The sequence below is a fragment of the Proteiniborus sp. MB09-C3 genome, assembly GCF_030263895.1.
In the GTDB taxonomy this organism is placed as follows: Bacteria; Bacillota; Clostridia; order Tissierellales; family Proteiniboraceae; genus Proteiniborus.
The window spans coordinates 2,710,377-2,733,667 of sequence record NZ_CP127161.1; the positions used below are offsets into that span (position 1 = coordinate 2,710,377).

18 protein-coding genes and 1 pseudogene are annotated in these 23,291 nt (G+C 31.5%); all 19 read right to left on the reverse strand.

Features of this window, described 5'->3' with window-relative positions:
* Positions 1-35 precede the first annotated feature (35 nt).
* Positions 36-6,182, reverse strand: a complete 6,147-nt coding sequence (locus QO263_RS13235) for a helicase-like domain-containing protein (RefSeq protein WP_502928669.1) — start codon at positions 6,180-6,182, stop codon at positions 36-38.
* Between the two features lie 421 nt (positions 6,183-6,603).
* Positions 6,604-7,509 (reverse strand): restriction endonuclease, encoded by a 906-nt coding sequence (locus QO263_RS13240; protein WP_285622320.1) that lies wholly within the window; start codon positions 7,507-7,509, stop codon positions 6,604-6,606.
* 367 nt (positions 7,510-7,876) lie between these two features.
* Entirely contained in the window at positions 7,877-8,335 is a 459-nt protein-coding gene (locus QO263_RS13245) for a GNAT family N-acetyltransferase (RefSeq protein ID WP_285622323.1), read from the reverse strand.
* 215 nt (positions 8,336-8,550) lie between these two features.
* Positions 8,551-8,835 (reverse strand): restriction endonuclease, encoded by a 285-nt coding sequence (locus QO263_RS13250; RefSeq protein ID WP_352168804.1) that lies wholly within the window; start codon positions 8,833-8,835, stop codon positions 8,551-8,553.
* Positions 8,825-9,049 carry a restriction endonuclease gene (locus QO263_RS13255; protein WP_285622325.1) on the reverse strand — a complete coding sequence of 75 codons (225 nt, stop codon included), beginning with the start codon at positions 9,047-9,049 and terminating at the stop codon, positions 8,825-8,827. The genes QO263_RS13250 and QO263_RS13255 overlap by 11 nt, the downstream gene beginning before the upstream one ends.
* A 234-nt stretch (positions 9,050-9,283) precedes the next feature.
* A pseudogene (locus QO263_RS19050) lies at positions 9,284-9,376 on the reverse strand (hypothetical protein); the annotation flags it as partial.
* A 358-nt stretch (positions 9,377-9,734) separates the two neighbouring features.
* On the reverse strand, positions 9,735-10,577 hold the full coding sequence (locus QO263_RS13260; protein WP_502928721.1) for a DUF8370 family protein: 843 nt from the start codon (positions 10,575-10,577) through the stop codon (positions 9,735-9,737).
* A 69-nt stretch (positions 10,578-10,646) separates the two neighbouring features.
* The gene (gene istB / locus QO263_RS13265) at positions 10,647-11,390 is read right to left on the reverse strand and encodes an IS21-like element helper ATPase IstB (protein ID WP_285622216.1); all 744 of its coding nucleotides are present in this window, start codon (positions 11,388-11,390) and stop codon (positions 10,647-10,649) included.
* 58 nt (positions 11,391-11,448) lie between these two features.
* Positions 11,449-12,939: an IS21 family transposase gene (gene istA, locus QO263_RS13270; RefSeq protein ID WP_285622328.1), complete on the reverse strand. Its 1,491-nt coding sequence runs from the start codon at positions 12,937-12,939 to the stop codon at positions 11,449-11,451.
* 1,084 nt (positions 12,940-14,023) lie between these two features.
* Positions 14,024-14,833, reverse strand: coding sequence for a RipA family octameric membrane protein (locus QO263_RS13275; protein WP_285622330.1), 810 nt, complete (start codon positions 14,831-14,833; stop codon positions 14,024-14,026).
* 9 nt (positions 14,834-14,842) lie between these two features.
* A complete protein-coding gene (locus tag QO263_RS13280) occupies positions 14,843-15,232 on the reverse strand; it encodes a TIR domain-containing protein (protein ID WP_285622334.1) in 390 nt (129 codons plus the stop codon).
* Positions 15,233-15,600: 368 nt separating this feature from the next.
* Entirely contained in the window at positions 15,601-16,944 is a 1,344-nt protein-coding gene (locus QO263_RS13285) for a C39 family peptidase (protein ID WP_285622336.1), read from the reverse strand.
* A 24-nt stretch (positions 16,945-16,968) separates the two neighbouring features.
* Positions 16,969-17,955 carry a hypothetical protein gene (locus QO263_RS13290; protein WP_285622339.1) on the reverse strand — a complete coding sequence of 329 codons (987 nt, stop codon included), beginning with the start codon at positions 17,953-17,955 and terminating at the stop codon, positions 16,969-16,971.
* 283 nt (positions 17,956-18,238) lie between these two features.
* Positions 18,239-18,514 carry a hypothetical protein gene (locus tag QO263_RS13295; RefSeq protein ID WP_285622341.1) on the reverse strand — a complete coding sequence of 92 codons (276 nt, stop codon included), beginning with the start codon at positions 18,512-18,514 and terminating at the stop codon, positions 18,239-18,241.
* Positions 18,515-18,517: 3 nt separating this feature from the next.
* Positions 18,518-18,820: a hypothetical protein gene (locus QO263_RS13300; RefSeq protein WP_285622343.1), complete on the reverse strand. Its 303-nt coding sequence runs from the start codon at positions 18,818-18,820 to the stop codon at positions 18,518-18,520.
* A gap of 4 nt (positions 18,821-18,824) precedes the next feature.
* Positions 18,825-20,102 carry a hypothetical protein gene (locus tag QO263_RS13305; RefSeq protein ID WP_285622345.1) on the reverse strand — a complete coding sequence of 426 codons (1,278 nt, stop codon included), beginning with the start codon at positions 20,100-20,102 and terminating at the stop codon, positions 18,825-18,827.
* A gap of 20 nt (positions 20,103-20,122) precedes the next feature.
* A complete protein-coding gene (locus QO263_RS13310; protein ID WP_352169750.1) occupies positions 20,123-21,949 on the reverse strand; it encodes a VirB4 family type IV secretion system protein in 1,827 nt (608 codons plus the stop codon).
* Complete coding sequence (locus QO263_RS13315; protein ID WP_285622350.1) at positions 21,946-22,638, reverse strand: TraC-like domain-containing protein; 693 nt, start codon at positions 22,636-22,638, stop codon at positions 21,946-21,948. Before QO263_RS13315 ends, QO263_RS13310 begins: the two co-directional genes overlap by 4 nt.
* Positions 22,639-22,738: 100 nt before the next feature.
* Positions 22,739-23,200 (reverse strand): hypothetical protein, encoded by a 462-nt coding sequence (locus QO263_RS13320; protein WP_285622352.1) that lies wholly within the window; start codon positions 23,198-23,200, stop codon positions 22,739-22,741.
* Between the last annotated feature and the right edge of the window lie 91 nt (positions 23,201-23,291).

Here is a 23,291-nt window from a genome sequence, read left to right on the forward strand (position 1 = left end):
TTATGATATCTACAATATAGTTTTAAAGCTATTTTCTATAATTCAAATTCTTCTTCCATTTCATAATCTTCTTCAACTTCATTTGCTTTTACATCTAAATCGACTTCACTTTCATCTATTTCTATATCTTCATCTCTATCTTTGCCTAAGTCTAATTCTTGGTTTAACTCAAACTGCCTTGCTAATTTTGCCTTTAATTCTTCTTCATATTGGAAAGGTTTTTCATACTCTAGCTTTGATTGTTCTAAATTTCTTTTATGTTCATCAACTTGCTCCTTAACAGATTTTACTCTACTTTCTAACCCTTTTAAACCGTTTTCTATTCTAATAATATTGCCTCCGGAATTACTGCCTAAATTCACCTTATATTTTAAATTTCCATTGATTATAATGTCATGATTTGATTCAAACAATAATGATTTTCTTAACAACAATTCAAATCCTTTAAATGTACCTATATGCAAATCTTTACCTATTTCAGCCTTTGAGAACTGTAGTTTAAGAAACTCTCCTGCTTTTTCCCTATCATCAAAGAATTCTCCATTGATTATTATGGAGAATTCTTCTTTATTTGTCTCAGTATTTATTTTTGTATTCATATTTCTTTTTTCAATATCCTTAAGAATATGTTCTAATTTTTGCTGGCAATCTGTTATTAACTTAGGATATTTAAAAATAAAATTGTCTTGAAGTGCATATTTTTGATTATCATAAGAAGATTTTAAAACTCTAAGCCTTGCTATATCATTATCTAACTCCATTTTTTCCTTAATTCTTGGATTGCCTGTTGCTAACGCTTTTACCTCTGCATAAGAAAGTACAGTTTCATCAATATCTTCGCAATTTCTTGCAATAGATTTAGAAGTCATTACCTGAGATATAAACTTCTGTTTTTGCTCCACTATTTGCCATAAATAACTGTCAAAAGTGTCTTTAGTGACATATCTATAGATATTTACTTCCTCATTCATATTACCTTGTCTCAATATTCTACCCTCTCTCTGCTCTATATCTGAAGGCCTATAGGGACAATCTAAATGATGAAGAGCTACTAATCTATCCTGAATATTTGTACCAGTACCCATTTTAGGTGTACTCCCTATGATTACTCTTTTATTTCCATGTCTTAAATCTGTGAACATATTTTCTCTTTGAATTTCATTTTTTGCATCATGAATAAAACATATTTCATCGTCTGGTATTCCTTTCTTAATTAATTCTCCTTTTATATAGTCATATATTGAAAACCTACCATTAGTATTTGGAGTACCCACATCACAAAATACTATTTGAGTGCCTTTAATCTCACATGAGTTTTGATATTCATAAAAGATATTATCTACACAAATATTTACTTTTGAATTGGGATCATTTATTGCATTCTTCTCTAATAGTCTAGGGTCTGTTCCTATTAATCTAGCTTCATTCGTAATCTTTAACATATTGTCTACATTAGGAGTAACTGCTCTATTTCTTATAGCTTCAGCTCTTATAGCAAACTCCTTCATCTTTTCTTTTACATACCCACTAGATTTGGTAGCAATAAGCTTATATTTTTCCTCTTTAAGCTTAGGAACAGGTAATTTTAACATATCAGCTGTTTGCGTGTCGGCAATATTCTTAAACATTGACATCAACTCTGGAAGATTTGTAAACTTAGAAAACCTATTTCTCATTCTATATCCAGTCCCTTCGGGTGATAATTCTAAACTAGATGCAATCTCACCAAAGTTAGCAGCCCATTCATCAAAATGATTTATACCCCTTTCTTTTAAAATATTGGGTTGTAAATATCTTTGCATTACATACATTTCAGTTATACTATTTGATATAGGAGTTCCTGTTGCAAAAACTATTCCTTTACCATTGTTTATCTCTTGAATATATTGGCATTTCATCAACATGTCGCTAGACTTTTTAGCAGCAGTATTAGATACTCCTGCAACATTTCTCATTTTAGAAAATACAGCACAGTTTTTATAATAATGAGCTTCATCCACAAACATTGCATCAATACCTAGTTCTTCAAAGTTTATTAAATCATCTTTTTTAGTATCATCATTTAATTTTTTTAATTCAGCCTCTAGGTTCTTCTTGAACTTTTCCATCTGCTTTATACTCCAATTTTCTCCCCTAGAAGCCTTTGCTTCATCTATAGAGTATGTTATCTCATCTATTTGGTTATTTATCATTTTTTCTAGTCTTTCTTTTGAAATAGGAACTTTTTCAAATTGGGTATATCCCATGATTACAGCATCATAATCTCCTGTTGCTATTCTACCAATAAATCTTTTTCTATTCTGTTTTTGAAAATCTTTTTTAGTTGTAACTAAAATATTAGCAGATGGATAAAGCCTTAAAAATTCTGCTCCCATCTGCTCTGTTAAATGATTAGGTACTACAAATATGCTTTTCTTTGCAAGTCCTAATCTTTTTAATTCCATACATCCTGCTATCATTTCAAAAGACTTACCAGCTCCTACACAATGATTTAATAATGTATTATCTTTACTATATAAAATTCTTGCTATAGCATTTTTTTGATGTGGCCTTAATTTTATATCAGGATTCATATTTGGAAATGTTAGATTGCTACCATCATACTCTCTTAGCCTAATATTATTGAATTTTTCATTATAGTACTTTACATATTTTGCTCTTCTTTCAGGATCTTTAAATATCCAATTTTTAAATTCTTCTTTCAATTGATGTTGTTTTTCTCTTGCTAACATAGTTTCTTTTTGATTGAAAATATATCTAACACTACTACCATCTTCAATTCTGTCTCTTACTGTAACAGAATTAAGGTTTAAAGAATCTTCTATTATATGATAAGCTGTCATTCTCTTAGTTCCAAATGTCTCAGTAGCTGAAACAGAATAATCTTTTGTCTTATTTGATATTGACCAAGAAGAAGTAAATCTATTATATTCTACTCTTACTGATCCATTTTCTCCTCCCATTCTAGAATTACGATTATTGCGCAACCAAAAAGGAGTTCCTAACGTTTCATATATGAATTTTTCAATATCTTCATGCTCTATCCAGGGTGTTCCTAATCTAACATCTATTTCATTAGCCTCAAGGTCTACTGGTTGGACCTTTTCTAAAGCCAGGACATTTTCAGAAAATAACTTTGGGTTACTCTCTGCATATATTCTAGCTATTTTTAACTTTTCTCTTACATTTCCAGATAGATATTCATCTTGGGTTTCCCATCCTAATTTTAAATTTTCACTATCATATTTTAAAGGATTTAAAAATATTTGTCCTTTAAGATCAGTAATTAAAGTCTCAAAATCAACATTATATAGCTCTAGCATAAAAGGAATATCTACTTTTCCTCTTTCATTCATACTTAAAATTAAAGCCTCTCCTGCTGAATTAACTTCAGTAATTACCTCTTTCGGCCTTATTGTCTGTTTAAAGAACATATCTGTTTTTACAATATTCTTTTCATTATCTTCAATCTCTAAAGAACATAATAAAGGATAATCACTATCATCACTAAAAACTAGAGAGTTAGCCCTTGATGAAACATAGCTATTATCCTTTACAAAATTATCATATCTTTCATTTAAAATTTCTTGATGATATTTTAATTCTTCTTCAGTACAACCTCTAGATTGAATATAAATTAAGTTCCTAGTAGCTTCTCTGATAGCTATTAATCCTTTTACTCTCTCTAGTGGCTTACCTGTGAATTTCATCTTTCTCATTATAGTATTTTCTCTATAATAAATATCTTCACCTATTTGTGTATGGGTAAAATTTCTAACGTCTGGCATTGCAGGAATTATACTTTCAGATTTTGTATCTTCCCTTTCATATTGAGTTATATTTGCTTTTAACTTATTTATAGCCTGAAATAGTTCTTTTTCTAAATCAAAATCCACATCATCAATAACTAAAGATGTATAGGTACTATTTTCTCCAAACATTCCTTTTCTTCTTTCATCAAAGACCATTTTTCCTAACATCATATCTGGATTTTCTATAAAGTATTTATTTAAAGGTATATCATCCTCGATATAGCCAATGTCTATCCAATTAGCTTCATTTACAGACATTCTCTCTCGCTTTTGTAGGAATATAATATCTGAGGTTACATCAGTATTTGCATCCTTAAAAGCTGTATTAGGAAGTCTTATTGCTCCTATTAAATCAGCTCTTTCAGATATATATCTTCTTACACTATTATTTTCCTTATCCATAGTTCCCTTAGAAGTTATATACGCAATTATTCCTCCAGGTCTAACTAAATCTAACGTTTTGGCAAAGAAATAATCATGTATCAGAAAGTTATGTTTATTATATTTAGGATCATGGAGTTTATAATCTCCAAAAGGTACATTACCTATAGCTATATCGAAAAAATTGCTAGGATAGTTAGTTTCCTCAAATCCTTGAATTTTAATATCTGCATTTTGATATAGCTGTTTTGAAATTCTTCCCGATATATCATCAAGCTCTACTCCATAAAGTCTAGAATTATCCATACTATCTGGTATCAAAGAAAAAAAGTTACCAACTCCCATAGAAGGCTCTAAAATATTTCCTTGAGCAAAATTAAAGTTCTCCAGAGCCTTATATAATCCTTTTATGACTACTGGTGATGTGTAGTGTGCATTAGGAGTAGAAGCTCTAGCACTTCTATATTCATCTTCAGATAGAAGACTTTTCAGTTCTTCATACTCGCCTAGCCAACCAGTAGCATTTTTATCAAATGCTTGTGGCATACCTCCCCAGCCTACATATTTAGCTAGTATTTTCTGTTCAGCTAATGTAGCAATTCTATTTTCTTTTTCAATAACCTTTAAAGTTTTTATAGCCTCTACATTGTTTTTATATTTAGTTTTTAGTCCTCTAACTCCTATTTCGTCAGCAGGATCATGCTTATAGTTTACATATACACCATCTCTTTCTTCATCTATGAGCCCTTCAATGTCAATTACGTTTTGCTCTTCTTCACTTAAATATTCTTCTATATTTTTTGTAGCCATAAAAAAAGAATCACCATCTTTTTTAGATTGTGATTCTATATTTTTAATAAAAGGAAAAAAGCTTATCTGACCTTGTAGACTATTTCCTTCAGTACTATTTCTTCCGCTTCTCTCCTTATCATGTCCCTGTGCCGATAACTCTCGTATGTATCCATTGGATTTGATACTGGGTCTTTCTTTAGCATCTGTTTTTCTATCACTTCTAATTTTAGCTTCGCTTCCTCGTCTACTTTGTGCATTAATGACATTAACTCTCCCTCTATCATGAGCCAACTGTACCTGCTCTCGTGGTTTTCCTTCAAATAGTTCAATGCCATCATTCCATACTTCCCTAGTGGTATCTCGTCTGCTATCTTCTCCTTGGATATTTGTATTTTGGGATAAAGTATCCCATCTTTCCCTTCCTCGTACTCCAATTCTACTAATGGTTTCTCTATCATTTTGTTCACTCCTTATGTTTTTTATAATATCATAAACCTCTTTTTCTAATTCCCTAAGAATTTGTTCTGAAATATCACTCACTGCTACACCTAATTTATGTGTTAGCATTTTATTATTAAAATTAGATATATTATGAAATATTGATGTCTCATCGAAATTTTCTAACTTCAGTCCACATCTATAAAATATCATATATTTAATACTATTTTCTACAATCTTAATATATTGGTTTTTCATATCATTATTAGATTGCTTTTCTAGTTCTTCTAAAGTGTCGTCAAAATAAATTTTAAAGTCATTACATATCATTTTCTGAACTTGTTTATCAACTGAATTCTCTAAATTTAATTCTTTCATATCCCATTCATTATTCAATCTATCTACTAGCTTTAATAATATTTCTTCATTTAATTGCCATGTTTTAGGTATAGTCCAAGGAGGACCATTCGTACTAGATACATCAAAAAGATACTCTAATTTTAATCCAGCTTTTGATTTATCAATTACTGCAATACTTCTTGTCCCCTTGTTTACATACCTTCCTATCCTATTCCAAATTCTCATATTAGCTACTGCTGTAGCATCTGGTTTTTGAGCATATATTAATACCTTACTGTCAAATTTATATTTATATATCCTTGAAGAAAAATCTAAAAATTTTCTCCACTCATTATCTTCAGATGTAATCCTGTTCATTACTTCTTTATAAATATCTTTTACCTCTTGAAGTCTGCTCAATCGTATCACCTCTAGATTATTTTAATACACGGTTTTCATATATTCTTCTTATAAAAAGTTAGTAGCTATTTATTTTCAACATTTCAAGACACTCAATCATATGTCACCTCCCATTTACTACAAAACTTCAAAAAATAAACACATGATATAGTCAATAAATAAACTATTATCATGTGTTATCAATATTATAAATTCATGAAATTTTTCATAATAACCTTAGAAATAAATTTAGATTCTTGAAGTACTTTTTTACATTTCAATAATCTTATTCTAAAATTAAATATAATCATATGATGGGACATTATTAACAAGGCTAAATGTACTTCAAGGATTACGCCCGAGTGCACCCTTGCGCAAATATTTTGTTAAGTGACGTTAACCCCCAGAGACCAGATGCCAGCAAAGAACTGTCTCCTTATAACTATTTTACATATTTCCTTCTTTGATTATCTATTAGTCTTTTCAAGCGAAGATTCCAATCAGTGCCAATATGGGCATTCAGTAAAAAAATAATTTCATCCAATGTCCATATTTGAATTCTTTCATCCATACTCTTGATATTATCGTTAACATATCCTGTACAGAATAATATTCCTCTACTTATGTTGTCTTTATTAATTCGATACCCAAATGCTTCAACTGTTTGTTTAGCTAATTCTGTTGTTTTATACAATTTACATTCTACATATACCCTTTCATTGCCATCTTCTCTTTTTATATTGGCAATAATATCTTTCCCTCCATCTCTAGTAGCTGGTGTCAATTCAGTTTCATATCCAATATCTTTATACAATATTTCAATTAGCCACTCGAATTCTCTTGGTTTTAGGTCAAAAATAGCATTTTCTAAGCCTTTATTGGTATAAATAAATTTAGCCTCAATCAATGCCTTACATTGGTTTATTCCAATGATTCTGTCGTCTGGCATATAACACACTTCAGCATCATGATAAGAAGTTAATGCTCTAATTGCTTTATATGGGCTATATGGTAAGTACTGTAATACCCACGTTAGCCCTTCCCATGCGTCTTGCCCATTTTCAAGTCTTTTATACATTTCCAAGTACTTGTTGGGATCGTTGTTTAAACAATAAAAGCTCTCGCAATTGGCTCGATCTATTTTCCTGGTGAAAGGAAGTAGTAAATATCTCAGTAATTCTTTCACTTCTTCCTCACTTCTGTTTTCAATGCTATCAATATATTCATTCATCCACTCATGATATGGTATTCTAAATCTTGGGTACACAAATTCATCTTGCCTTACTAATTCAAGCCATTCATCAAAAGTATTAAAATTTTTTGTATAATAATTCTCCATGATCTCCATTTTCTCACCTTCGTTAACTTATTTAATAATAAAATAGTCAAATATCAAGTAGTGTAAAACAAACTCCAAACTCTAGCCCTAGAAAATCCGCGACACGAGGCCGCAAAGCTAAAAATATCACTTAACGTCCCGTATTTGCGATGTTCCTGAGCTGGATCCCAAAGATAGACCTCCTGAAGAAGCTTTGCTCTCGGTGAAGGGATGTGGTGCACAATACCCCAAAACATGCTGGAGTGCACACTTGTGCAAATATTATGTTATGTGTAGTGCCAAATATGACAGCATAATTATCCCGAAATTTGATGTTTAGTATAAGAACATTTCAAGTCAGAAATACACAAATATTATACTCTTTGATTCTGTATATTTAAAAGACGCAAGAGTTCACATGCTTATTCATTATGTACCTGCTGTCACGAATATTCTCTATAATTTCAAATCCATTTTTAAGATATAAACTAATGGCTCTATAGTTCTTTGTAAAAACATATAAAAATACATCCTTATTCTGTTCTTTTGCAATTGAGTTAACATATCCTAAAACCTTTGTACCTATGCCTTTCCCCTGAAATTCTTCAAAAATAAAAAAGTCATCAAGCTCAAGTTTTTCTCCTTCATTATGCAAGAAAAAATATCCTACCTTAACCCCATTAAAATAAACACATTCATAATTCTCAATATTATTTTCTATTTTTCTCCTTATCCAATCAAAAATTTTCTCAAAATCTAGGTGCAAGCTGGTTTCATAATCGTTTATAAGCTTCTTTTCTAACTCAAATATTCTATCCACATCATCAGTTGTAGCACTTTTGAATGTCAATTCCATAACTCCCCTCCATTCAACAATTAAGAATCATGCTGTTTTCTGTACTAAAGACATATAACTGAATTATACTGATAAATCCAAATTTGAAAAGGCACAGTCCTGATATTGCCATTGCACATAACGCCCAAGTATTTGCGACGTCCTTAAGCTGGACCCCATAGATAGACTTCTTGGAGGAGCTTTGCTCCCAGCGAAGGGATATGGTGCACAGAGCCCTAGGATTGTGCCCCAGTGCACTCTTGCGCAAATACCATGTTATACGACGATAATTCACTACAGTTATGAATAACCCATATCTTTTCATACCATGTTTTATCTACTTCATAATCTTTTCTAATTATCTCTCTAACTCCAAGTTCTAGTTCTTTTAACATATCGATTAATTGTTCTCCATCAATTAAATCAATTAGTGATGCTCCATCTCTTGTTGCTTCTTTTACAGCATCTCTTGTAAAACTCCTAGTCGTTATAAATAAACCTTTATCTGCTCTACCTTGCATTGCTCCTCTGAAATCTCTTATATGACTTGCTGTTACACTTCCCTGACATTTTTTTACATTGAAAAATTGTATGAAAACTTAAAATACCATTTAATCTTACAATTCCCTTTCCATATATTCCTCCATCACCAGTTCTACCTGTAACCTCAACTTGAACAAAACCTGATTCTCTCAAGAGCCTCTGAGCTAATCTTTCAAAAGCTCCAGGATCCATTGATAGTAGTATCTTCCTTAATTCCTCACGCCAACTTTCTATTTCGTCAGGCTCTTGTATCCTATCGTGTTCTAACTGTTCATCATCATAATTTAGGTTATTATCTTTTGTTTTAGCTAACGATTGTTCCCTTACAATTTTAACAACCTCTTTTTCATCAATTTTTTTAATATGTATTGCATCCTTTGCTAACGCCCAAACTCCTCTTGATGAATTCTCTAAAATACCGTGTTTTTTTAAATACGTTCTAGTCCAAGCTAATCTATGCGCTACCTCACTTTGATTTCCACCCTTATCACCATGGGGAGTATCAAAACATTCTCTGATAGATCCAAAATCTTGATAACCTTCTCATATATTTCATCAATAGTTCCCGATCCCCCAATTCCTTTAATGCCTTTACTAAAGGATTCATCATTTGATCAAATGTTGAAAGTTTATCCCATATAATTTTCGACACTTTACTTTCACCCTTCTATTACGTTTTTTATAATTTAAGGCAGCTAAAAATAGCTCTATCGTCGTATAACGTTTTTGTGGTTTACAATGTTCTCCGCCAGTCACGCAACTTACTCCACAAGACGGGTTACTAGGGGGACTGTCCGGGAACCGGTGTGTTATGCGACGATAGCCACCTTGAATGCATCTTTTGTGATTTTAATTAAGGCATTTATTAAAATACATTTTATTCCTTCTGATAAATAAGCTTATCCAATTCATCATCATCAAGTTTCTTATCTATATATAAAGATTTAATAGTTGCATGATATTCATCTAATAATTGAGGTTCTTTTTTTGATCTCTCAACTACATATTCATATCTCCAATGTTTATTTTTCTTTTCAATTTTGTTGATAAGCTCTTTTTTAGTAGTTGTGTAAACCGTTTTTCCTTTTTCATTAATTTGTGCTGATTTATTTTTTTCTCTTTCAAGTATTACTCTTTTTAAAAAGTGATCAGCTGAAAAAACATATCTTTTTCTTACTATTCTTTTGGGTGTTAATAAAATTTTCTTACCCTCATATTCATAACAAGGTTCTTTAATTAAAACCCAAGTTTTTGAGGAAACATCCCAAGTGTAAAACTCATCTTCTGAATTTGGACATTTGTCATATAAAGAAATCTGCTCTAATGTATAATCGTTTAATTGCTTATGTATTATATTTGTGAGCATATCAGAAAGTCCATCTTCATTAAATCCATTTATTAACACCGGTAAGTCAATCACGTTAGAAATTGAATCAATATCTCTTATAAGTTTTTCAAGCTCTTTAAAATCCTTAATCATTCCTTCTGCAGTATTCCCATGTCCATTGTCTCCATTCCCATAACCTAATTTTGTGCAATTTATTTCACGGGAATGCGACAATAATTCAATTTTCCTTATATAATTGTCGTCCCTATATGCTTTATAAAACTCATCGAAAAAACTGTTTACTATTATCTCAGCATTATTACACCAATCATCTCTATTAAGAGATAGTAAACAAGGGTCAATAAACAGCTCTTGATCATCATTTACGTCGATGTGTTACTGGCAAGTGTTTTTGGAGAAATTTCGGCAAATAATTTTACTGAATTTTTCCCAGTTTGAACATTAGAATAATGACTTTCTGTGTTCTAGTCTATAGCTCTTGCCAGACATGCTAAAAAGCTCACATCTGTATGTAATTCTGTCTAATACTGCTGTTGTTAAAGCAGGATCTCCTAATAGCTCTGTCCAATCTTCTAAGCCTTTATTAGATGTGATAATAATTGAAGCCTGTTCATGAAGTGCCGATACTAACTGAAAAAATAGATTTGCTTCTTCTCTTGTTATTGGAAGGTAACCTAGTTCGTCTATTATTACAAGGCTTGAAGATAGTATTCTATTCATTTTTCCTTTGCTCTTTCTTGATATTTCGTGTGTTTTTAGTACGTGCATCAGGTTATCCATTGTTACAAAGCTAACCTTATACCCTAATTCTACTGCTTTATATCCTAATGAAATTGATAGATGCGTCTTTCCTACACCTGGAGGGCCTAGGAAGATAAGATTATACATCCTATCTATCCACTCCATTTCTAATAGCCTATTTATCTGTTTCTTTGTTATAGATTTTTGAAAATCTAAGTCAAAGTCTTCTATTTTCTTTATTACCGGAAATCCTGCATTCTTTAATCTTCTTTCTTGTGCTTTTTTATTTCTTATTTCTATTTCATTTTCAAGTATTTTTATTAATATATCTTGATATGAGTAATCGTTTAAATCAGCTTCCTCAATAATTTTATCTGCGTTAATTCTTAAGTAATTCAGGCTAAGTTCTTTTGCATGTTCTTTAATTTGCTCTAGTTTATCCATGTCTTTTTATCTCCCTTCAAAGCATTTATATATTCATCAATGTTTCTGATCTCTGGTTTTACATCTTGGTACTTTGAAGAGATGGATAGATTTGCTTTATCATATTTCTTTTCTGAACCTGTTTCTTTTTTATACTCAAATATTCTAGTGTATCTTTAAACATTCCTGCACTAAATAGCTTTCGTTTTACACAGTATTCTACTGCTTGTCCTACTAGCTTTTCGTCATAATCCTTTACTACTGATATTATTAATCCAAACTGATCTCTACAATATCTCTCTTTTTCTTTTCGTATGTTATCTAATAGCTCTTTTGCTTCATCTGTCATTCCAAGAGCCTTTAGGGCTTTATCATACATTTCGTCTCTGGTTTTCTTTTTTTCTCTTTCTGGATGATATATTTGAATTAGCTTGCCCTTTTGATTACTGATACTGTGAGTTGCAATAACTAATTCAGTATCTAAATCGACTATATTCATCTTATTATCATTTATTATTAGTTTAACTTCTTTACCTGGTCTGTATGTGCCTTTTGGAACCTGGTATCTATTTTGTTTGTATGATATGGTATTGTTTTTTCTAACGGTATAGGTTAAACTATTATTAAGTTGAATATTTTCAAACAGGCTAGGTACTTTCTGTAAGTGTTCCTTTTCCAGAGTAAACACTTCTTTAGGTACCTTTCTTGTTATTTCATGTACTTTAGCATTACCAGTTCTATCTAACCATTTAAATGAGTCTTCATTTAGTAAATCAATATCTATAAAGGCTCTATGCTTTGCAAAGTTATATTTTGCATATTTGACTACTGCTTCTATTTTTCCTTTGCTTTCTGGGTCAAAAGCTCTGCATAGCCTAGTCTTAAATTTCATGCTACTTATGTAGTTTTGAAACATTTCAGTGAAGATAATATCTCCATGGTTTTCTGATACTGCCAAAATCCTATCTTGGTCATATACTATTTCTTTTGGCATGCCTCCAAAGTATTCGAAAGCTTTATTATGAGCCTCTATGAATGATAGTGTATTAAAAGGTTTATCTTTCCACCATAGAAACTTATATCTCGAATGAGAAAGTACCATTGCAAAACAATATGCTTTAATTTTTGAGCCATCACGCTTGGATAACCAAGTTTGACCTAAATCTACTTGTGCTTGATATCCCATTGGAAGCTCTGGAATCTCCTCGTACTGCCTTGCACAAGGAACTTTAGGCAGTCCATGTTTTTCTCTTAAATCTTTTACATAAAGTCTTAATGTTCTATCACTAAAATCCACTTCACCATACCTTTCTCTAAGCCAATCAAATATTTGAGCAGTTGAAATATCTCTAAATTCCTTTATCCAAGATAATATTAGCTCCATATATTTATCAACCTTTTTACTTCTACTCTTAGCATCCTCCTTTAGTTCTGCATATTCTTCATAAGACATGTTCCAGTATTTATCTACTGTTTTGTAGTTAATATTAAGAAATCTACTTACTTGAGACTTATTGAATCCTTTTAATTTATACTGCTTAATTTCAGCAAACATATTCCATCCCTTCAAGCTGTATTCCTCCCCTGATAAAACTTATCTTTAATTTTATCAGAAGATAAGGTATTATTGTATTAAGTTGGAAAATATTCTCCGTTTTTGTTTGCCAAAATTTCTCCCTTTTATTATACCAGTCACACGATGTCAACAAAATCAATCAACGCATGGTTAGGGTTTTGAATTTCTAACAGTTTTGAAACATTCAGCTTTTCTTTCATTTCAATCAACTCCTTTTTATTTAAATTATTTTTAGCACTGTAACTCAGCACTATATCCTTATTAGATATTGTCGTAGTCACGGTAGACATGCCGGTTGCCCGGCGTGCGGATTTCCCGCACCGGGCTCCTCAAGTATACTCGCTTCCGTAATCGGCTACGTTTTCTCTATAGCTTTCTTGCTATTCTTCTCAGTGAGGTTTGCTTTAGTTATCCAGCCCTACATGTCCGGCTAAAGTTTCCTTTGAGAACTACGTATACTTGTTATCCACTTCCCCGTGTAGTCGGCTCTCCCTACCTCAGAGTACTATTAGATAATCCGACTTCTCCTGACTCATCAGCTATCCTCTTTTTCGATTGGGTAAGCTTACCAACTTTTGCTGGAAATCATGAGGCCTCCCAAGTTCCTGACATTACTTTTTATACATACCACGTTCTCTGACCCCGACAGACCCTCAAGAATCTCACCTTTAACGATTCTTTTGTATTGACTTCCGTAACGTTAAATACGTCGTCATCTGCTTTACCCTCTTTACGGGGGGATACGATTAACGAGGCTGAATATGCTTCAGGGATTACGGTCTCCCCTGTGGTCTATATAATTCTCTGTGTACGCTTTACCTTTATCGTCGCCGATATTAGCACAACACTCGATAATGGTGGTTGGTTAGACCTTGCCATGTAAGGACTTTCACCTTACCAGTAATGTCAAGCTTCGCTTGGCGCACTAACGTTCCGTGTTTCCGACGTCTCTGAACCGAACCCCCAGCGCCCTACTTCCTGGCGGTGCAATAGCACCCGGTGAAGAGATGTGCGTAGCAAACGGAAATATATTGTTATCTGAAGTATCTGTCAAAACAAGATAATAAACTTAAATAAATCAACAAAGTTCCACTAATGTTATGATAAATGTTAATACTATTATTAATATTCCAAAGTAGAGTGGAACATTTTTTTCTGTTGAAGTAAATGATTTATACTTCTCAGGTCTTAATCCTTTTCCAAGTGCTACCCATTCTGCTTGATATATTTGATCAGATAGTTTTTTTTCTAGCTTAAGAATAACATCAAATTTAGCTTTATTAAGCTTGCCATAATTGTCAATTAAATTTCTCCAAGAATTACATAGTAGCAAGCCCACTCCAGAAAATCCGTATAGAATAATCCTTGAATTTCCATTTAGTATATCTGTTTCTGATAATAGAGTGGCTATTGCTAATAAAGAACCAATAACAGTTATAAAAAAAGCATTTGTCTTTTGCCTTCTTTCAATCAGTCTTTCAGATGATTCAACCATCATTTTGTATAGTTCAATGACATCATTATTATCTTTCAATGAGAAGTTACTATTAAACTCTTCCTCGAAGTTATATATTGATAATAATCTTGTTATTACATTCTCTTTTTCAGTTTCATTATCCTCATAAAGTTCTAAAATCTCTTTATTTGCATTAGTTGCCTTCTCAATTTCCCACTTAACATTATCAGATTCCTTACAAAATTTAGGGTTATACATAATAACTGCTTCTGCTTCATAAATTGCTTTCTCCGCTTTTTCTTTCCATCTTCTATCATTACAACTGTCTAAAAAAGTTAGATGTAATTTAAATGGCAGGTCTTGTGCAATACTATTTAATCTTTTTTTAGCGTTTTGGTTATCCTTGAGTCGGTGAATGACAAATAATTTCATAGTTAACTCCTATCTACCACCATTAATCAATATCTTAAGGTTGTCCCATGTCCATTTATAAATTTTGTCTGTTGTAGTTGCAGACGTTGGTTTTGTGCATCCCTTATCTGTATATGCAGCTAAAAGAAAATATTGCTTACCCAATTCTTTTGCAATTGATAATTCAGCAGCTACACCTGAAGCCGTATGTGTTTGAGTACCACAAAGCACTATAACGACATCAATATTACCCATTCTGCGACGCACTTTAGCTTTCCAATCGCCTGACAAATGTTCTTTCACAGAATTATCCTTAAAATCAAATGGACTATCTGGTAATTTTGCTTGCCCAGCTAGCATCGTTTTTGTTTTCTCATCATGGTCAATATCAAAACTAATAAAAACTCTTTTCTTTTTCAAATTATACTCCTACTAATATTAATTTTTTTAGTTATTCGCCCCTACTGGCAATCTACAAAGGCAGATATTTCAGATAACTATTGTATCTCCGACATAAGCGCGTCGGTAATTCTACCAAATAGTTATGTCATACGACATAATGTCGGTAATCCACACAAAGTAGCAAATTTTACGACACTAAATCCAATATACTTAACCAGTAAAACATTCCATAGTAAACTCTGGTATATATCTTAAACTTGTGTAAATATTTTGAACATGAAATCTTTTTTATAACTAATTTGAATTGTCAATATCTAATTAAATAACTTTTTAAGATTGGGCGATTTATAGTCTAGTACAAATAATTTCAATAAAGTTCTAAAAAATCACAGTATATGTTGACCAATTATTTTATCTAACTTACGTACATCAATTCCTTTTCCAAGATTAAGCTTAAACTTCCCTGCTCTTGTCCATAATTCTATCTCCGCATTAAAATCAAGAATTCCATGTGCATTTTCGCTTGAATACATATCAACACTTGCAGAATCGTAAACTAATATTTTCCCATCTTCCGTTATACCCCTTAATACTATGAAATGTCCTCCTTTAGTAAAATGTCCCTTTCCCATACTAGCTATCACAGGATATCCTTGGCTAAGAGCTTTTACTATAGAGTTAGGATCTCTTTTGCTAACTGCTTCAACATTAAGTCCATAACAACTACCTCCATCAGTCATTAAAGACCAGTGGCTTCCTAGTCCTTTTGCTCTATGCCCATTAGCAACACTCCAACTAGCAACAATATCAGGAGTTACCTTATTTCCAGTAAGTCCTGATACAACCATTGATAGTGATGTTGGACCGCAACCAGCACTTAATATTGTACCATCTCCATATGGAAGTAGCCCCCATCTCTTGTCAGTTTGATTATAATAAGGAATGTTCTCATTACCTTCAGGATATTCTTGCAGCTGCTCAATATCTATAACTGCATCATCATAAATATTTAAACTTTTTTCTACATCCATAGATGAAATTGTATTATAAATATTAGTAGCTATAAAAACACTTTCTTCATCAATAATATTTACATCATAAAGAACATCCTCAAAGTTCCTAGTATCCACTTGTATATTTGCAATTTTCTTAGTTACAGTTCTAGTTTCTGTTATTATTCTAGTTTTTTTCACAATTTTAGGCTTTCCATCTTCTCCAACAATAGTTTCTTCATACTCCTCCTCATACTCATATTCCTCCTCAATTTCATGTTCAGAAATATCAACAGTTCTATTAATGAATTTTAAAGCAATTTCTTGTATTTTATTAGAATCCATGTTTCTAAAATCCTGATTTAATAATACAGAATCTATAGATATTAATGCTTGCCAGGTTAAATCATAATTATAGCTAACAACAAAGTCATCACAATCTCTATTTTCTTCTTTAACACTTTCTATCCAGTCTCGATTAAGCTTGTCTACAATAAAAATAGTATCCTGGTACACAGCTATTTTTTCTATATCATCTAATAAATTAGGGTTACTCTCAGGCGTACTGCCAAATATTATGCTAATCAGTATGGCAGGAAAACTAGCAAGTGCAAGAAGTAAAACTAGTATAAGAGAAAAAATAGTGATTAACACAGTAAGCAACTTTTTTCTAATCTCTTCATCGAAAACAGCTTTAGCTAACACTTTTTTAAATAATGCAATAGCCGCGGCACTCATAGAAACACCTCATTTCAAAATTCATCATTTATTTTCAACTATATACTGGCTCAAAATTTGTCTAAATACATTAGAATTTTTAGTATCAAACAATTCAAGTTTTGCATCACTAAAATATATATTGTTTTTTTGATTCTTCAAAAGTTTTTTTACATTGTTTTTTTCTCTTTCAGAAGTAAAGCTTAAAATAATGTTTAGATCTTTCTCACTAAGCTTTAAAATTTTCATAAGTTCATCAAGTTCAGACTGCTTTGCAGCTCCACAAAGAATTTTGACATCTGCAATATCTGAAGAACTAACAGCTTTTAACTTTTTCTCTTTCAATAACCCTATATCAATTATGTTGAAATTACAGTCTAGTGGTATATTTCCGTTATAGTAATACTCTACACCCTTATAAGAAGAATTTTTAAAATCATAATAATAAGCTATTTTAGTAAGATAGCCACTTCCATTTGCTTCTGTATAAGAAACCTTTGCTCCTATATCTGCTAAAAAAGTAGCTAAATTAATAGCAGTTTTAGTCGCTCCGAATTTACTTTTAACTCCTGCAATAAAAACCTTGATATTGTCTTGAGTAAATGAATATTTAAAATTAAGTCTTTTCACACGCTTTATAATTTTTTCCTTAAACTTTTCTTCCTGATATAAGCACATTTCCATTTCTTCCTGTATTCCTTCAATATCAGTTGAAGTTATAATGTTGTAGACCTCAGCTTCATTCACAATCCTACTCAACAAAACATTTTCTATATTTTTAGCAATTATAACGAGTTTAGGGTTATATATTGTCTTAAAGGCTGCTATTGCTTCTATGATGTCATCTTGATCATCCTTAAGAGATTCCAAGTCTATAAATACATAAGAATAATGATCTAAACTTTTCATGTCATGAATTACAAATTTTTTTAAATAAAATTCACCTGAAATTTTCTTAATTATCATATTTTTATTATTTTGAAGGAAATCAAAAAGTCCTATATTTTCATTACTTGTTAGATAAAGTAACACTCAATTACCTCCTATCTTCTTATAAACAATGCTACAACTGATAATATAAATATAATTAGCCAAAAAATCATTTTGAGAAATTTTTTCTTACCGTCCATACTCACCTCTCCATTTTTTCATTCTTCTTATTTAGACTTGATTAATTATTGATAACTCCTAAAAAACAAGGCCCTAGAATCGATTTTAAGGCCCTTAAAAGCACTATATATACCTATAACACCTGTGCTTTTAAGAGCTTTTGAGGGGATATTGAAAAAAGGTTAAAGTAAATAATACCTTAACCCTATCTTCTATCTTGACTAAAATATTTTAAGTCTTCAGCAATATCATAATTTAATTTTTCTAGCCTTAAATTCTCTATTTTTAATATTTCCTTTTCCTTTTTAAATTGATTGTTTTTAATTTGCAAGTCCTTCCATTCTTGAAGATTAACTACTGTACTATCCTCTTCCCTATACCACTTACGAAAATTACTTACTATAAAAAATCCACCAAGTAAAATCAATATAAGTATATAACCAGATAACATTAAAATAACTTCTTGCATTATTTTTACCATAGCCTATATTGCCCCTTCCATTTTTATTCTGTCAAATAATATCTGTTCGAGCTCCTGGTTTTTATTTTCTAAGTCCTGATTTTTATCTCTAAGCTTTTCTACCTCATTCTCTAAATCTTTATTTTCATCACGCATTTTTCTCAAAACGTCATTTTCAACTTTAATAGTTTTCTCAAGAATGTGATAAATTTTCCCTATATACATTTCCGTAAGCCTTATAGTAAATAATGCTCCACCAGCTCCACAGAAAAAGTAAATCCATATAAAAATTATCTCTTTCCAATCCACGATAATTACTCCCTTCATTTAATTAATACTCTAATTCCTCTTCTATACTTACTTCTATTGTCTTACTTGCTTCCTCAGCCTTCATAGCTCCTATTTCTGAAATAGAATAAGCTCCTTTATCATTTTTCAATACATATCCACACTTAAAATTGCTTTCTAAGCGATTTTTAAGATATTTGAACTGTTCTTCAACATCTTCAGGTTTAGCATATTTTTCTTCTAGTTGACTGTAAAGATTACCTAAGGATAAAAGTCCATTAGCAGCTTTAATATGTCCAAATACAACATTTGAATCATAAGGAGTAAATTCAAATGTCTTGTCCATCTCTTTAGCTGCTTTTGCTCCCTTAACTGTGACTTTATACTTATCATTCTGTTCTTCAATATAATCGTTATTAACTAGCTTTTTTAACCTTCCTAAGAAAATATTTGATTGTTTATCAGCCTCTTTTGAATCCTTATAACGCTGTTGAAAAAGCTTTTCTAACTGTTCTCTTGAAGAAAACTTTCTAACAGTGGGAATAATCACATTAGCATCATACCTAGAAAATTTGAACTCTTCTTGAACTTTTTCCTTCTTCCTATCTTTTTCATTATTTTCATTGCTTTCTTCATTGCTTTCCTCAGTCTTTTCTTGTTTCAGCTTCTCTTCTTGTTTAGACTTAGGTGCTTGTTTCTCTGTAGGCTCTTTCTTAACTTCTATCATTGGTTTTTCAACTTGCTGTTTTATCCTCATCTTTTCCATTTTCTCAACACTAAATTGTTCTTTAGCATAAGTAGAAACATCTAATCCTCTTTCTAAACCAAGTCTAATTTCTCTCATTCTTCTCCAATCAAAACCGGGTTTATTATAAAATGAAACATCTAGTCCCTTTTCAAGACCTAATTTAATTTCTTCCATCTGTTCAATATTCAACTCGTTCTTTGCAAAGGTGCTTACATCTAATTCCTTACCTAAACCTAATCTAATCTCTCGCATTTGTTTCCAATCAAAATTATGTTTGCTATAAAATGATACATCTAACCCTTTTTCAAGACCTATTCTAATTTCCTCCATTTGCTCAACATTAAACTCTCCCTTTGCATAAGCAGAAACATCCAATCCTTTTTCTAAACCTAGTCTAATCTCTCTCATCTGTTTCCAGTCAAAATCATGGTTTTTATAAAAGTAAGTATCTAATCCCTTATCTTCACCTAAAACAATCTCGTCTTTTTGAAGTCTGTCATATCTGTTGTCAAAATAAAATACAATTCTCTTTATAGTCTCAAACAAACTAGCTTTTCTCTTTAACTTTTCCACACATATCATCCCTTTCTTTTTTATCTTCCCCCAGCACTTCCCATGTACCTAAACTTATATTCAGGAATTTCAAAATTTACCTTTAGCTTTTTAGAGCCTACCATAAAAAGAGCTCTACCTCTTTGCTTAGAAGCTAGCAGTTCTTCCTCAGCTTCAGTTAAGCTATAAAGATTCTTTGTCTCCTCTAAGTTCTTCCCATCAGTTCCCATTAAAATTTTAAAAGTAGGTAAATCTAAAATAGCTTGCCCATACATTTTAATCTTAGGATCTAAAAAATCTCCCACAATGTGAGAGATTATAGCTCCTCCACCTTCATATTTTCTAGCACCTTTAATCAGGTTTCTAAGAAAAATAAGACTTTGAGGAACTCTAGGGTCTATCATTAAATATGCTTCATCACAAAATAACATAACTGGTTCACTAGGATCCTTTATTATTTCCTCCCAAGCCCATTGAAGAAGATTAAAGTATTGGGTACTTAAAATATTTTCAGAAGTATTCTGCAAGTCCTTAGTATCGATACAAATACATTTAGAATTTGCTTCAATAGTAGTATGACCGTTCCAGAGAAAAGAATCACTGCCAAGAGCCATATCTTTTAATAATAAAGCTAAGTCATCATAATCCTTTTGATAGGATGACTCTTTATCTTTTGATTTCTTAAGAATTTGGTTATATAAATCTAGAATTATAGGGAAATCGGTATTAGATAATTTTGATATATCTGTATCCCAAAATATATTAAAAGAATTATATAACTCAATCAATTCACTTTTCAATATTGCAATGAATCTGTCAGTAATAGAAGGAATATATAGTCTAAAGAATATTTCTAGATTTTTAATATACAAAGCCATGTCTCCCATGCCATGGCCTTCATCTGAATACAATCTCTCCGCTTCATCTTCATCATCTTTTGGAGTAACTCTTATTTGTAATGGATTTAGCTTTCCTTTAGATCCTCCACCAGCATTTATCCAGTCTCCATTAAGATTTCTGCAAAGCTCTCTATATTCTCTATGAGGATCAATAAAAATAAGCTTAGTACCCTTCATATATTCAGATAGAGCTATATGTTTAACTACAGTAGACTTTCCTACTCCTGGTACCCCCATTATGACGAAGAAGCTATTAGTTCTATCCCCTCCACGCTTCCAAGGCTCTATTATCACTAAACCTCCTCCACTATCCTTAGCAAAGTAATAGCCTGTGCCGTCATTATAACCACTTGAAGCAAAAGGAAATCCTCCAATAAATGTACTTAAAGGTACAACTTTTTGAGTAATATTATTTACATCGTCATTTTCAATATAAAAAGGAGATAATTGCTTAAATCCTTCTTTCTGCAAATTTGAAAGTGTTCTTAATTTACATCCAAGAACAGAAATATTGCTTTCAACTTTCCTGCAAATTTTATCAAAGACATCTTCATCTCTTGAAACCGGAGCTATTACTGTGCTTAAAAGACCAACAATTTCCTTTTCACCATCAATATCTATCATAGTTTTTTCAGCATCAAGTGCTATCTTTTCAGCTCTTGATGCAGTAAGAGGATCCTTTGTACTTTCAGCAACTCCTCTTTGTTGCTTAATTAAGCTAGAAAGAGAGTTTACAAAAGTACTATTGTCAATAGGAGTAAAATCGATTGAAACAATGGTACTTGGTATGTTGGTAAGTTTTGATAACCACCCGTAATCTGGACTCTGAGGATATTTTATAACTCCGTATACCCTAGAAGTACTTTCCCCTATATCAAAAATATTTTTCTTAAATTTAAGCCCTACAGGAGTAATTATATTCAGTAATGAATTGTTTATCTTTAGTTCTTGCTTTTTCTTTGCCACTATGAAGCCACCTCCTCTAACCTAGCTATAAATGGTATAGCAGTATCAAAACTTATATCTTCTATATGTGAATAAGCAGGATTATTAACTAGATTACACAACCTTATTATCCCTTGCTCTTTCAAGATTTCACAGCATATGTTTCTCCCTTCAAATTTTGAAGCTAGCTCAGTAATTTTTTTGAGAAGTTCTCTTTCTATACCTTCTTCAAATTTCTCATAAAGTCTTATGTAAAACTGTCTTTCTACTACTTCTCCACTCATAGCATAATTACTCATGACTAGCATTTCATGCCTCAGCAGCTCTTTCTGTTTATGATTATCAGTGTTAAGAATTATATCAGAATATTCGCTTATAAGTGGGGTAATATCTATTGGCCTAGATACAGCTAAGAATCTAAAGATTTTTTGCTCTACAGATAACTCTGCTGTTAAAGTTTTACATAATACTTCTTTTTCTCTCCTACTTAAAAGGTCTATAGATATTGGACTGATTTTTAAATAAGCAAATACATAGCCATCTTCTGAATATAAGAAGTTACCACTAATATCATGAACATTTATAAACTCCTGAGCTGTTTCTAAATTCTTATTGGTTTCTTCCTTCTTCTTCACTGAATTTCTTTTAATAAAGAAAAGAGCAGCACCACCTCCTACTAAAGTTAATATCAACATAACAATTGGAACAATCATCTGCATCATCACTCCTTCTATAATCGGTTATTGAAAAGAAAAAAAGAAGTTAAATAACTTCCTTTAAATTAATCTATATATTTAATTTTATTTTTCAATATCATAGCTCCAATTCCTCCACCTCCTCCTGTTCTTCTCTCATATACCATGCTTCTTCTAATTCTTTTTCAATATCCGTTTTATCTAAATCTTTTATTACATCTACAATGTTTTTTCCTGTCCATGCCTTACCTTCTCTAATCATATTTTCAAAAGGTATACTATCAAAGAGCTTTATATCTCCATTATTAAACTTTTTAATAGCAAGCCATTCATCTCCCCCATTTACCTGATTAGCAAAAACAAGTGAACCATATCCAAAAGCTTGCCTAATAGCACAATTACCCCTGCCTATTTTCTTCAGCAAATCTTCAGCATTAGAGCAGTATGTCAACTCATATCCGTAATCTTGTTCCATAAATGGATCTTCCTGAAAAGCTATTCCACCAATTTTTAACCACGCATTTTCTTGCACTATTTTTATATACTCATCTTTAGAAATGTATATTCTAGAGTTATTCACGGTTTTCCAAATCCTCCTTTTAACTTTATATTTTTGAAAATGAAAAAAAGAGAAGCTAAACTTCAAACTCCTCTTTATCCTTTTAAACTAT

What these genes read in the sequence shown, in the direction of transcription:
- QO263_RS13240 (WP_285622320.1), bottom strand. Translation starts at nt 7,509, where the DNA reads ATGGAGATCATGGAGAATTATTATACAAAAAATTTTAATACTTTTGAT.
- QO263_RS13245 (WP_285622323.1), bottom strand. Translation starts at nt 8,335, where the DNA reads ATGGAATTGACATTCAAAAGTGCTACAACTGATGATGTGGATAGAATA.
- QO263_RS13250 (WP_352168804.1), bottom strand. Translation starts at nt 8,835, where the DNA reads ATGCAAGGTAGAGCAGATAAAGGTTTATTTATAACGACTAGGAGTTTT.
- QO263_RS13255 (WP_285622325.1), bottom strand. Translation starts at nt 9,049, where the DNA reads ATGGATCCTGGAGCTTTTGAAAGATTAGCTCAGAGGCTCTTGAGAGAA.
- istB (WP_285622216.1), bottom strand. Translation starts at nt 11,390, where the DNA reads ATGGATAAACTAGAGCAAATTAAAGAACATGCAAAAGAACTTAGCCTG.
- QO263_RS13275 (WP_285622330.1), bottom strand. Translation starts at nt 14,833, where the DNA reads ATGAAATTATTTGTCATTCACCGACTCAAGGATAACCAAAACGCTAAA.
- QO263_RS13285 (WP_285622336.1), bottom strand. Translation starts at nt 16,944, where the DNA reads ATGAGTGCCGCGGCTATTGCATTATTTAAAAAAGTGTTAGCTAAAGCT.
- QO263_RS13295 (WP_285622341.1), bottom strand. Translation starts at nt 18,514, where the DNA reads ATGGTAAAAATAATGCAAGAAGTTATTTTAATGTTATCTGGTTATATA.
- QO263_RS13300 (WP_285622343.1), bottom strand. Translation starts at nt 18,820, where the DNA reads ATGAAGGGAGTAATTATCGTGGATTGGAAAGAGATAATTTTTATATGG.
- QO263_RS13315 (WP_285622350.1), bottom strand. Translation starts at nt 22,638, where the DNA reads ATGATTGTTCCAATTGTTATGTTGATATTAACTTTAGTAGGAGGTGGT.